The sequence below is a fragment of the Kitasatospora sp. NPDC001159 genome (assembly GCF_053598235.1).
Window position 1 is genome coordinate 57,470 of the sequence record NZ_JBSFJV010000039.1, and the last position, 12,351, is coordinate 69,820.

Annotated in this window: 11 protein-coding genes; 3 read left to right on the plus strand and 8 right to left on the minus strand. The window is 75.0% G+C overall.

Annotated features, from left to right (window positions below):
- Window positions 1-36: 36 nt before the first annotated feature.
- Window positions 37-2,400 carry a DEAD/DEAH box helicase gene (locus tag ACWC9T_RS21230; protein ID WP_449822590.1) on the plus strand — a complete coding sequence of 788 codons (2,364 nt, stop codon included), beginning with the start codon at window positions 37-39 and terminating at the stop codon, window positions 2,398-2,400.
- On the opposite strand, the gene ACWC9T_RS21235 is transcribed toward ACWC9T_RS21230, so the two are convergent.
- The 7 genes from ACWC9T_RS21235 to ssd all read right to left on the minus strand — a co-directional run bounded on the left by ACWC9T_RS21235 (window position 2,395) and on the right by ssd (window position 8,101).
- On the minus strand, window positions 2,395-2,895 hold the full coding sequence (locus ACWC9T_RS21235) for an Rv3654c family TadE-like protein (RefSeq protein ID WP_449822591.1): 501 nt from the start codon (window positions 2,893-2,895) through the stop codon (window positions 2,395-2,397). The genes ACWC9T_RS21230 and ACWC9T_RS21235 overlap by 6 nt on opposite strands.
- Entirely contained in the window at window positions 2,883-3,320 is a 438-nt protein-coding gene (locus tag ACWC9T_RS21240; RefSeq protein ID WP_449822592.1) for a TadE family type IV pilus minor pilin, read from the minus strand. The genes ACWC9T_RS21235 and ACWC9T_RS21240 overlap by 13 nt, the downstream gene beginning before the upstream one ends.
- Window positions 3,310-3,582 carry a DUF4244 domain-containing protein gene (locus ACWC9T_RS21245; protein WP_355674385.1) on the minus strand — a complete coding sequence of 91 codons (273 nt, stop codon included), beginning with the start codon at window positions 3,580-3,582 and terminating at the stop codon, window positions 3,310-3,312. Before ACWC9T_RS21245 ends, ACWC9T_RS21240 begins: the two co-directional genes overlap by 11 nt.
- 57 nt (window positions 3,583-3,639) lie before the next feature.
- Entirely contained in the window at window positions 3,640-4,434 is a 795-nt protein-coding gene (locus ACWC9T_RS21250; RefSeq protein WP_449822593.1) for a type II secretion system F family protein, read from the minus strand.
- The gene (locus ACWC9T_RS21255; RefSeq protein WP_449822594.1) at window positions 4,434-5,450 is read right to left on the minus strand and encodes a type II secretion system F family protein; all 1,017 of its coding nucleotides are present in this window, start codon (window positions 5,448-5,450) and stop codon (window positions 4,434-4,436) included. Before ACWC9T_RS21255 ends, ACWC9T_RS21250 begins: the two co-directional genes overlap by 1 nt.
- A gap of 177 nt (window positions 5,451-5,627) precedes the next feature.
- Entirely contained in the window at window positions 5,628-6,893 is a 1,266-nt protein-coding gene (locus tag ACWC9T_RS21260) for a TadA family conjugal transfer-associated ATPase (protein WP_449822595.1), read from the minus strand.
- 83 nt (window positions 6,894-6,976) lie between these two features.
- Entirely contained in the window at window positions 6,977-8,101 is a 1,125-nt protein-coding gene (gene ssd / locus ACWC9T_RS21265; protein WP_449822596.1) for a septum site-determining protein Ssd, read from the minus strand.
- An 830-nt stretch (window positions 8,102-8,931) separates the two neighbouring features.
- Here ssd and ACWC9T_RS21270 point away from each other — a divergent pair.
- Window positions 8,932-9,729 (plus strand): HAD family hydrolase, encoded by a 798-nt coding sequence (locus tag ACWC9T_RS21270; protein WP_449822604.1) that lies wholly within the window; start codon window positions 8,932-8,934, stop codon window positions 9,727-9,729.
- A 385-nt stretch (window positions 9,730-10,114) separates the two neighbouring features.
- Here ACWC9T_RS21270 and ACWC9T_RS21275 read toward each other — a convergent pair whose 3' ends face one another.
- On the minus strand, window positions 10,115-11,005 hold the full coding sequence (locus ACWC9T_RS21275; protein WP_449822597.1) for an oxidoreductase: 891 nt from the start codon (window positions 11,003-11,005) through the stop codon (window positions 10,115-10,117).
- Window positions 11,006-11,224: 219 nt separating this feature from the next.
- Between ACWC9T_RS21275 and ACWC9T_RS21280 the strand changes: the two genes are divergently transcribed.
- A complete protein-coding gene (locus ACWC9T_RS21280; protein ID WP_449822598.1) occupies window positions 11,225-12,232 on the plus strand; it encodes an ATP-binding protein in 1,008 nt (335 codons plus the stop codon).
- The last annotated feature ends 119 nt before the right edge of the window (window positions 12,233-12,351 follow it).

The window sequence follows — 12,351 nt, forward strand, 5'->3', positions numbered from 1 at the left end:
CGATTCTGCGTCACGCCGGTGACACACTGGGTCCTCATGCCGCCCCGACACAGCCTGCCCGAGGCACTGCTCACGACCCTTTCCACCAGCCGGGGGCGGTCCGACCGGCTCACCCATACGGAGCACCTTCCCGCCCGACCTGCGCGTTATTCGCCGTGGCCCGAGTCGATCCGGGAGGAGATCGTGGCCTCGGCTCGTGCCGTCGGGGTGGAGCGGCCCTGGGCGCACCAGGCAGAAGCGATGAACCTGGCCAAAAGCGGCCAGACTGTGGTGATCGCCACAGGCACCGCCTCGGGCAAGTCGCTGGGCTATCTTGCGCCGGTGCTCAGCGATCTGCTGGAGGGCACCGAGGCCCGCAACGGCCGCGGCGCCACCGCGCTCTACCTGGCCCCGACCAAGGCGCTCGCCGCCGACCAGCGTCGGCGCGCCGCCGAACTCGCCCCGCCGAGGGTCCGGGCCGCCCTGTACGACGGCGACACTCCGCCCGAGGAGCGCGAGTGGGTCCGCCAGTACGCCTCCTACGTGCTCACCAACCCGGACATGCTGCACCGGGGCATCCTGCCCGCGCACGCCCGCTGGTCCTCCTTCCTCAAGGTGCTGCGCTACGTGGTCGTCGACGAGTGCCACAGCTACCGGGGCGTGTTCGGCTCGCACGTCGCCCAGGTGCTGCGGCGGCTGCGCCGGATCTGCGCCCGCTACGGTTCGTCACCCACCTTCCTGCTCGCCTCCGCCACCACCGCCGACCCGGCCGCGACCGCCCGGCGCCTGACCGGCCTGCCCGCCGTGGCCGTGACCGAGGACGCCTCGCCGCGCGGGCCGATGGTCTTCGGCCTCTGGGAGCCGCCGCTGACCGAGAACGTCGGCGAGCACGGCGCGCCGGTGCGCCGTACCGCCACCGCCGAGGCCGCCCACCTGCTGACCGACCTGGTCGAACAGCAGACCCGGACCGTCGTGTTCGTCCGCTCCCGCCGCGCCGCCGAACTCGTCGCCCTCCAGGCCCAGGACCAGCTCGGCCGGCCGCTCGCCGACCGGGTGGCCGCCTACCGCGGCGGCTACCTCGCCGACGAACGCCGAGCCCTGGAGCGCGCTCTGCACTCCGGGCGGCTGCTCGGACTCGCCGCCACCTCCGCTCTCGAACTCGGCGTCGACATCTCCGGCCTCGACGCCGTCCTGATGGCTGGCTACCCCGGCACCCGGGCCTCGCTGTGGCAGCAGGCGGGCCGGGCGGGTCGCGAGGCCCAGGGCGCGCTGGCCGTCCTGATCGCCCGGGACGACCCACTGGACACCTACCTGGTGCACCACCCGGAGGCGCTGTTCGCAGCGCCGGTCGAGGCCACCGTGCTCGACCCCGACAACCCGCACGTGCTCGCCCCGCACCTGTGCGCGGCCGCCGCCGAGCTCCCGCTGACCGACGCGGACCTGGAGCTGTTCGGGCCCTCCACCGCGCCGCTGCTGCCGGTGCTGGAGCGGCGCGGCCTGCTGCGCCGGCGAGCCGACGGCTCCTGGTACTGGACCCGCCGGGAGCGCGCCGCCGACGCCGTCGACCTGCGCGGCAGCGGCGGCAGCCCGGTGCAGATCGTCGAGGCCGACACCGGCCGCCTGCTCGGCACGGTGGACGCCGCGGCGGCCCACACCACCGTCCACACCGGAGCCGTCCACCTCCACCAGGGCCGCACCTACCTGGTCCGGGAGCTCGACCTGGAGAACTCGGTCGCCCTGGTCGAACCGGCCGATCCGCCGTACACCACGGCCGCCCGCGACATCACCTCCATCTCCGTCCTCGACACAGACACCACCGTCCCCTGGGGCGAGGGCCGACTCAGCTTCGGCTCGGTGGAGGTGGTCAACCAGGTGGTCGGCTACCTCCGGAAGCGGATCTCCACCGGGGAGATCATGGGTGAGAGCAAGCTCGACCTCCCGCCCCGCACCCTGCGCACCCGCGCGGTCTGGTGGTCCGTCACCGAGGACCAGCTGCTCGACGCGGACCTCCCGCTCGACCAGTTGCCCGGCGCCGCACACGCCGCCGAGCACGCCTCGATCGGCCTGCTGCCGCTGTTCGCCACGTGCGACCGGTGGGACATCGGCGGCGTCTCCGTCCCGCTGCACCCGGACACCGGGCTGCCCACCGTGTTCGTCTACGACGGCCACCCGGGCGGGGCCGGCTTCGCCGAACGCGGCTTCCAGCGGGCCGTCGAGTGGCTGACCGCCACCCGGGCGGCGATCGCCTCCTGCGAGTGCGAGCGCGGCTGCCCGTCCTGCGTCCAGTCGCCCAAGTGCGGCAACGGGAACGACCCGCTGGACAAGGCGGCCGCCGTCCTGCTGCTGGACGTCCTGCTGGACGGGGCGCCTGACGCGGAGTCCGGGCCGGGCCCGGAAGGTGCGACACCGAGCGGTTCATGAGGCCGCCGCCGCGCCGCCCGGGGCCCCGCCGAGGCCGTCCTCGGCGGCGGTGACCGGAGCCCGTACCGGTCCCGCCCGGGCCCTCGCCCGCGCCGGACCGACCGGCAGGCGCACCGGGAGCCCGCCGACCGGCACCTCGGCGACCACCTCGACAGCGTCCGCCGACTGGTCCACCGAGCAGGACACCAGCGCGGCGCCCTGCGCGGCGGCGATCCCGGCGGCCCGACCGCAGCCGCCGTCCGCCTCCAGCAGCAGCCGGTCCGCCGCGGCGAGGGCCGCCAAGTCGGCGGCCGACTCGGCCCGGTGCCGGGCGGCGACCACCGCACCGACCGCGATCGTCGCGGCGAACACCGCCGTGCCCAGCATCGCCAGAGCGAGCAGCCACACCGTCGCCGAGCCCGCGTCCGGCCCGTACCCGCCGGCCGAGGCGGCCCGATCCATACGGGCTCGCGCCAGCCGCTCCGCCGCCCGCCGCAGGCCACTCAGGAGGGCCACGCACCACCACCTCCTCCCGTGGCACTACCCAACACGTCCTCCCGCGCCGCCACGGCCCGCGCACCGAGCCGCACCGCGAGCAGACCGCCGAGCCTCCCGGGCGCCGCACACGGCGCGTCCACGTCGACCCGCACCGTGTCCGTCGCGACCGCCAGCCGGACTTCCGCCCCCGGCGGGGCGGCCGCCCGGGCGCGTTCGGCGGCGTCCGTCTCGCCGCGCGCGGCCGCCCTGGCGCCGATCCGGGCCGCGTCCACGCAGTGGATCTGCGCGGCCGCCGCGAGCACTCCCCAGATCAGCATCGCCGCGAGCAGGACGAGCGCGGGCAGGGCCACCGCCGTCTCGGCCGTGGCGAAGCCGCCGTCGCCACGCCGGCCCGGCCGCAGCGGCCACGGCCGAGCCCCGCCGCGCGCCGCCCTACGCGGCATGGAGCGCGCGTTCCAGCATCTCGGTCAGCGCCCCGGTGATGGTCGCGCTGGTCACCACCTTGTACAGCCCGGCGGCGAGGGCGCAGGCGCCCAGCGTGCCGACGGCGTACTCGGCCGTCGTCATCCCGGCGTCCGACCGGCCCCGGCGCCGGGCCAGCCAACGCGCCCGGCCGGCCGCCCAACGGCTCTTCCGTCGCCACGCCCCCAGCAATTGCCGGAGCGGGCGCCCGGTGCCGGGCCTGATCGCGATCACTGCGGTCATCGATGTCTCCTGTCCGATCTCTTCCGCGACCCCGGCGGGTCCGGAGCCGACGTTCATTCACATGGCTTGGGCGAAACGGCTGGTGAGGCCGATCACGACCGGCGCCACCCCGATCAGGACGAAGGCGGGGAGGAAGCAGAGCCCCAGCGGCGCGGTGGCGAGCACCGCGGCCCGACGGACCCGCGCGTGGGCCGCGCGGGCGGCGGCCGTCCGCTGCGCCTGGGCCAGCCCGATCAGCGGACCGGCCGCGGGAGCCCCGCCGAGGCTCGTCCGGACCAGGCAGCGCGCCAGCGGGGCCAGCGAGGGGTGTTGTTCGCCCAGCCGGGTCCAGCACAGCTCCGGCGGGGCGCCCAGGGCCAGTTCGGCCCCGATCGCCATCAGCCGCGGCCCCAGCGGCGCGCCCACGCTCCGGCCCACCGCCGACACCGCCGCCGAGGGCAGCGCGGCCGACCCGAGGCAGGCCGCCAGCAGCTCCGCACCCAGGGGGAGTTGCCTGGTGAGCAGCTCCTCCTCCGCCGCCAGCCGGCGATCCGTCGGCGACCGCGCCCGGGCCGACCACCTGTGGACGCCCACCGCCGCCAGCACCCCGACGACCGCCCCGGTGGGGCCACCGAGCAACACCGCCACCGCGAGCCCGGCGACGGCCGCCGTCGCCACGCGCCGCCAGCGCCCAACGTCCGGAGCCCTCGGCACGTCCGGAACCATCGGCCCGGTTCGCTTCCGCACCTCCTCCCGCTCCCGTTCCCAGGCGTACGCCCGCCGCCTGGCCCTTCCCCGCGCCAGCCCCACCGCGGCCGCCGCCACCATTACCGCCACCGGGAGCCCGGCCACCGCCCACTCGGCGCCCCGCATCACCCCGCCTCCGCTCCGCCGCTGAGCGCCCGCGCCCACCTCAGCCCTCGGCGTGGACCACCGCCCGCGCGGCGCGTGGGAGCGGCTCCCTCGAATCCGCCGCCTGGCCTCCGAGGCGGCTCCAGCGCTCCCCGGGCCGCCGCCCGGACGATGCGGGCCGTCCAGAGCACGCCCAGCCCCTCCAGGACCGCCCCCGCCACGAGGCAGCCCAGTCCGGCCGACGTGTGCAGCAGGACGTCCAGCGGACGGGCCCCGAGCGCGGCGCCCAGCAGCAGCCCCGCGCCCGGCAGAGCGGCCAGGACCGCGATCGTCGTCCGCGGCCCGGCCAGTTCCCCGGCGATCTCCTCCGCCAGCGCCCGCTCGCCGCGCAGCGCCTCCGCGACCCGGTCCAGTGCGGCGGCCAGCCCCGACCCGCCGTCGGCGGCGACCCGCCAGCAGGCCGCGACGGCCGCCGCCCCGCTGCCGCCCGGCAGTTCGGCCAGCAGCTGGAAGGCGGCCGGAACGTCCCCGCCGTAGCGACCCGCCGCCAGCCGGGCCACCGGCTCCTCGCCGAGCCGGCGCAGCCCTTCCGGGTCCGCGGCGAGCCGGGCCGTGACCAGGTGCAACGCCTGCTCCGGTGTCGAGCCACTGCGCAACTCCCCTGCCAGCGCGGCGCAGAGCTCCACCACGGCCCCGGCCCGCCGCCCGGCCTCCACGGCCAGGCGCCGCCGCAGCCGCCACCTTCGCAGCGGCAGGACGGCCAGCACGGCCGCGAGCACCGGTACCGGCGAGGAGGCGGTCTGCCCGGCGACCAACCCCATCGGCAGGAGCAGCAGTTCGGGCGCCAGCAGGTCCGGGAGCCGACCCCTCACACGCCCCGCCGTCTCCGGCCCCGGCCCCCGCACCGGAGGCCCACTGCCCGCCAGCACCAGCCTGGAGCGCCGCCCACCCGGCAGCTGCTCCTGCAGGGCCCTCCACGCAGCGACGGCCAGCAGGCACAGCACTGCCGTCCAGCAGAGCGTCAGTTGACCCTGCATCACACCACCACCCTCCACGTCATCGCCCCTTCCTGCCGCATGTCCCGAGTAGCGCCACCGCGGCCACCGCACACCCGCTCAGCAGCACCGCGAACCCGAGCTCCACCAAGTGCAGCTCCCGCGCCGCCCGGCCGGCCGACGCCACGGCTACCGCCCTCGCCGCCATCGCCACCGCGCTCACAACGGCCCCGCCTCGGGCGGCACTCCGAGCGCCACCCCGCGCGCCGCCAGCAGCCCGACGAGCCGTTCCCAGCCCGCGCCGGGCACCAGGCCGCCCGTCGCCGGGAAGGCCACCGCCGGGGTGGTCACGGCCAGCCCGTCGCGATCCCCGGCCAGCGTGTGGATCTCCGCCACCCGGCGCCGCCCCGAGCCCGGATCCCTGAGCAGGTGCACCACCACGTCCAGCGCGGCCCGGAGTTGGCTGTGCAGCGCCGGCCGGTCGAGTCCGGCGAGCGAGCCCAGCGCCTCCAGCCGGACCGGCACGTCCCCAGCCGTGTTGGCGTGGACCGTGCCGCAGCCGCCCTCGTGCCCGGTGTTGAGCGCGGCCAGCAGATCCGACACCTCGGCCCCGCGCACCTCGCCGATCACCAGTCGGTCGGGCCGCATCCGCAGCGCCTGCCGGACGAGGTCCCGCAGGGTGAACTCGCCCAGGCCCTCCTGATTGGGCGGCCGACTCTGCAGCCGGACCACGTGCGGGTGGGCCGGTCGCAGCTCGGCGGAGTCCTCGGCGACGACGATCCGTTCCTCCGGCCCGACCAGGCCGAGCAAGGCCGCGAGCAACGTGGTCTTGCCCGAGCCCGTCCCACCGGAGACCAGCAGCGACAACCGCGCCCGCACGATGCCGGCCAACAGGTCGGCACCTTCCGGCGGCAGCGACCCGCCCGCCACCAACTCGTCGAGCGTGAACGGCCGGGGCCGGCAGACCCGCAGCGAGATGTGGGTGCAGCCGGCCGCGATCGGCGGCAGCACCGCGTGCAGCCTGGTGCCGTCCGGCAGGCGGGCGTCCACCCAGGGTCGTGCGTCGTCCAGGCGCCGCCCGGCCGCGGTGGCCAGCCGGTGGGCCAGCCGCCGCACCGCCTCGGCGTCGGCGAACCGGACTCCGGTGGCTCGGTGCAGGCCGCCGCCACGGTCGACCCACACCTCGTCCGGACCGTTCACCAGCACGTCGGTGACCTCAGGCGCCGCCAGCAGCCGGTCCAGCGGGCCCGCACCCACCAGTTCGGCGCGCAGCGAACGCACAGTGTCCAGCACCTCGTCCCCGCCGAGCGGAGGCCGGTTGGCCCGCAGCACGGCCGCAACGGAGCCCGCCGTCGGAGCCGCCCCCGACTCGGCCAGCCGCAGCCGCACCGCGTCCACCAGCTCCGCCGTCCGCTCCTCGCGGGCCGTCCGGCCGTACGGGCAGGGCCCGTGCTCGGCCTGCGGCGGCCCGCCGGGCGGCGGCACGCTCCTGAGCGGCCGGTGCTCCCGCGCACCGTCGCCCTGGCCCGGGGCACCGCTCCGAGGGCCTGTTCTGCGCAGACGAACCATCAGTACACACCTCCTCCGACCGCCGGCACCGGCGGCAGCACCTCGTTCAGGAAGGTCGCGCAGAAGCGCGCGAGCGGACCGCTCTCCCGGATGCCGGGCGGGACGCCCTTCTCGACGTCCTCGGCCAGGCCCGGTTCGGGTTCCAACTCCCCGGCCAGCTCCAGCCGGAGCCCGCGGGCGATCCGATGCGCCGGGAGCCCGCCGGCCCGCACCGGCCGCACCACGGTCCGGACATCCGCGAGCCGCATCCGGGCCGCCGCCGCGACCCGGTCGGCGGCCGCCACCGCCCGCAGCTCGGCCGGGACCACCAGCAGCGCCAGGTCGGACTGCTCCAGCGCCTGCCCGGCGGCCGCGTCGAGATGGCGCGGCACATCGACCACCACCAGCCCGCCGCGCCGCCGGGAGGCGGCCAGCACGCTGCGCATGGCCTCCGGTGGCACCGTCAGGGTGTCGCCGCGGTCCCAGGACAGGCAGGACAGCGCGGAGAGCCGCTTGAGGGCCGGCAACGCCCGGGCCAGCTCGGCCCCGCTGACCCGCCCGCGTGAGCCGGCCAGGTCGGGCCAGCGCAGCCCGCGGGCCGTCTCTCCGCCGAGCAGGATGTCCAGTCCCCCGCCCAACGGATCGCCGTCGATGAGTATGGTCCGTCGGCCCGTGCGCGCGGCCGTGACCGCGAGGGCGCAGGCCAGCGTGGAGGCCCCGGCCCCGCCGCGGCCGCCGAGCACGGCGACAGTGACCGCCGGGGAGCCGACGCCCTCGGCCGCGTCGGCGATCCGGTCGAGCAGCCAGGCCTCGGCGTCGGGCAGGAACAGCACGTGCTCGGCGCCGAGTTGGACCGCTCTGACCCACACGCCGGGGTCGTCCAGGTCCAGCCCGAGCAGCAGCACCCCGCCGCGCCTGCCCAGTCCGGCGCAGCGCTCCGCCTGGTCGTCCCCGACCAGCACCAGCGGGGCGCCCTCCCACAGCTCGCGCGTCGGCGGCGCGCCGCGGATCAGTCGCGGCTCGGTGCCCGCCGCCGCGCAGAGCCGCAGCAGGTGCTCGGCCAGGCCCTCGTCCTCGGTGACGACGAGCGGCCCGGCATCCGCGGGACCCTCGGCGGTGAGGTGGTCGGCGATCGGCGTCGACATGGTGTTCTCCCCTCTGCGTCGCCAGCCACCAGGGGCGGTCGGGACGCGCGTCGGACGGTTCCGGCGGACGGTCGCCCGGCAGACCTCCGGAGAGGAAGGGGATGAGGCCCTGCCCGGCGACCGCCGCCGACCATCACGGTGGGGGGGAGATCCGGATTACGTCATCCACGTTCCGATTGCCTGTGGATAACTCGTGGGTTGTGGATGAAAACGTTCACCCGGGCGGGGGGCTAATCGGCGAAGAATTGACGAAAGGGGGCCACGGAGATGAACCGGCCACTCACCGCACCCCGGTCGAACACGCTCCCGACACCTCCTCACCGCCTCCCGCGCGGCCCGTCGCGACGGGCCGGTCGGGGCGATAGGAACCAGCCGCGTGAGCCGTGCGAGCCATGAGCAAACGGCAACACAGAGTGACGAAAGGTGGTGGACAGGCCGAGCTGTCGACACCCCCTGTACACCGCCGACGGGGCGGTCGCCGAAGCCACCGCGAAGGGCTTTCAAGCCCTGAAAATGGCCCCGGACGTGCGACGACCCCCGCCGGGGGGGAGAGCGGGGGTCGTCTATCCACAGCCCGACTCGGGGGGGAGGAGCCGGACCGGGTTAGCACGGTCGCGAACGATCCGTGACTTCCATGGTGTACCCGAGCGGCCAGAAACACAAACCCGCACGCCCACGAGTACGCCGAATGGCGGGGTGTTTTGCGGCTCCCTCTATCCTCGGTTCCCGTGGACACCACCGAGAACGCCGACGACCACGCCGACGAGTCCCAGGGCGACACCATCGGGCCCGGGGAGCGGAGCACACCCGCCGGCCCCTGGCCCAGCGAGCTGCGCACGGCCGCCTTCTTCGACCTCGACAAGACCATCATCGCCAAGTCGAGCGCGCTGGCCTTCAGCCGCCCGTTCTACCAGGGCGGCCTGATCAACCGTCGGGCCGTACTGCGCAGCGCGTACGCGCAGTTCGTCTTCCTGGTCGGCGGAGCGGACCACGACCAGATGGAGAAGATGCGCGAGTACCTCTCCGCACTCACCCGGGGTTGGAACGTCCAGCAGGTCCGCGAGATCGTCGCGGAGACCCTGCACAACCTGATCGACCCGATCATCTACGACGAGGCAGCCTCGCTGATCGAGCAGCACCACGCGGCCGGCCGGGACGTGGTGATCGTCAGCAGCTCCGGTTCCGAGGTGGTCGAGCCGATCGGCGAGCTGCTCGGCGCGGACCACGTGATCGCCACCCGGCTCAAGGTCGAGGACGGCTGCTACACCGGCGAGATCGAGTACTACGCCTACGCCGAAAACAAGGCCGCCGCGATCCGGGAGTTGGCCACGTCGGAGGGCTACGACCTGGCCGCGTCGTACGCCTACAGCGATTCCTCGACCGACCTGCCGCTACTGGAGGCGGTCGGCCACCCCTCGGCCGTCAACCCTGACCGCGCGCTGCGCAAAGAGGCGCAGGCCCGGGAGTGGCCGGTGCTGGTCTTCGACCGACCGGTGGAACTGCGGCGGCGGCTGCCCGAGTTCTCCGCGCCGAGCGGTTCAGTGCTGACCGCGGTGGCGGTCGGGACGGCCCTCGTGACCGCCGGGGTGATCTGGCACCTGGCCCGCCGGCGCCGCCCCACGGCCTGAGGCCGCGCAGAGGCAAGGAAGCCCACCAAAACGGGCAATCGGCACAGACTTCTCGTTTCGGGTTCCCCTTTCGGCCGAAACGCGATACAAATGAAGCACGGCCCGCGAGACCCGGTCAGGACCCGAAGAGGTCAAACCGACAACGCAGTTCAGGCCCCACGGACCGCGTGTACAGATAACCGGGCACCCACATGCAGCCGACCCGCTGTCGGGCCGCCGGACCAGACGAACGGGCAGGATCCCCGTCTGATCGGCACTTCCGGTGCATGCTTGGTCACCCGGTATCTGCACCAGCGGCGGCACCCAGCAGGATCAGGTGCCGCCGCATCTCCGTGTCCGCGGCCGTGCTGTTCCCAGCCGGGCTGGCCGCGTCCGGCGCGTCCGCTCAGACCATGCCGCGCTGCATCGCCTCACAGACCGCGGTGCTCTCCCGTACACCGAGCCGCAACGCCCGCCCGCAGTGGGCGATCCAGGCCGCCATCCCCTCGGGCGTGCCCGCCAGGTAGCCCGCGAGGGCCCGCCGGTAGGCGTCGGTGCCCAGCTCCGCCAGGCCGACCTCGGCCGGGCAGATCGACTTCGGGTCGAGCCCCTCGGCGATCAGCACGATCCGCTGGGCGGCCCGCGCGATCACTCCGTTGTGGGCACTGAACGGCCGCAGGGCGAGGAGTTCGCCGTGCACCACCGAGGCGACCACCAAGGCCGGGGTCCCCACGCCGTGGCCCTCTGCGCGGGCCACCAGCAGCCGGGAGAGCTGGTCCAGCCGGGCCGCGACCTCCTCCGCGTCCGGCGCCGGCGGCAGCACGGGCAGCGGCCCGACCGCAGCGTCGACCTCGACACTCTCCACCGGCTTGAGTTCCAACGGGAAGAGCTCCTCGGCGGCCTCCCCCGCCCGCCGCGGCCGACCGGCGGCCGGGTCGGCGTCGCCGACCGCGAGCAGGTGGAGCCGGGCCAGCACCTGCAGCGGCGAGTGCCGCCAGACGCTCAGCAGCTGGCCGGCCTCGGCGGCGATCCGCAGGGCCGCGCCGACCGTCCGGGCCTCGGCGTCCGCGCCGAAGTCGGTGCGGCGCCGGACCTCCTCCAGCGGCCAGTCGGCACCGGCCACGGCCGCCGACGCACGGGCGCCGCGCAGCGCGGACTCGGAGGTGACCTCGGCCGCGCGGCGACGCATCACCCGGTGGCCATAGAGCCGGTCGACGGCCTTGCGCACCTCGGCGACCGCGTCGGGCACCCCGGGGAGCTGGGCCAGCGGGGCGAGGGGATCTGTTCCAGTGCTCACCTACCCGAGAGTAATGAACAGGCCGCCCATCCCGGAACAGCAACCCCGCATCACCCGTTAGAGGCAATCCTCACTTCCCTCCCCCGACTGGGCCCAAGCCCCGGCTAGCATGGCCACTATCGGAGACGATAACGATTTCCAGTTAGGTGCGCCCCCACACGCGCGCCCCCTGAGCACGCGGCCCGCCCCCAGGGCCCAGAGCGAGAGCCGGAGCCCCAGATGAAGATCGCCTTCGTCGGCAAGGGCGGCAGCGGGAAGACCACGCTGTCCGCACTGTTCATCCGCCACCTGGCCGCCATCGGCCGGCCGGTCATCGCCGTTGACGCCGACATCAACCAGCACTTGGGCCCCGCCCTTGGACTGACGGATGCTCAGGCCTCCGAACTGCCCTCGCTCGGCGCTCACCTGCCGCAGATCAAGGAGTACCTGCGCGGCTGCAACCCGTTGATCCGCTCAGCCGACGAGATGATCAAAACCACGCCGCCCGGCCGCGGTTCGCGCCTGCTGCGGATCGTCGAGGAGAACCCGGTCTACGCCGCCTGCGCCCGGCCGATCGCACTGGACGAGGGCTCGGTCCGGCTGCTGGCGACCGGGGCGTTCGCCGAGGAGGACCTCGGGGTGGCCTGCTACCACTCCAAGGTCGGCGCGGTGGAGCTGCTGCTCAACCACCTGGTGGACGGCCCGGACGACTACCTGGTCACCGACATGACCGCGGGCTCCGACTCCTTCGCCTCCGGCCTGTTCACCCGCTTCGACCTGACCTTCCTGGTGGCCGAGCCGACCCGCAAGGGCGTCTCGGTCTACCGCCAGTACCGGGACTACGCCCGGGACTTCGGCGTGCAGCTGCGGGTGATCGGCAACAAAGTGCAGGGCCCGGACGACCTGGCGTTCCTGCGCCGAGAGGTCGGCGACGACCTGTTCACCACCTTCGGACAGTCGGACTGGGTGCGCCGCCTGGAGCAGGGCGCCGAACCGCCGCTGAAGTCGCTGGAGCCGGCCAACCGGGCGGTGCTGGAGCAGCTGCGGACCGAGGCCGAGGCGGCGTACGGGCGGCGCGACGCGCACCGGTACACCGAGCAGGCGGTGCTCTTCCACCGGCGCAACGCGGAGAGTTGGGCCAACGCCAAGGTCGGCATCGACCTGGCGACCCAGGTGGACGAGAGCTTCGTGCTGGGCGAGTTCGCGGCCGACGGCGAGCAGGCCGCCCCGGCGCGGGCCACCGCCTGACACCACCACGGGCAGAACGGGCGTGGCGATGAGGAGGGCGATGTCGTCGCTCGGGCTTGGTGGGACCAGCGCGTCGAACACGGCCTGGCAGGTGGAGTCCGGGGACCCGTCCGCGTGGG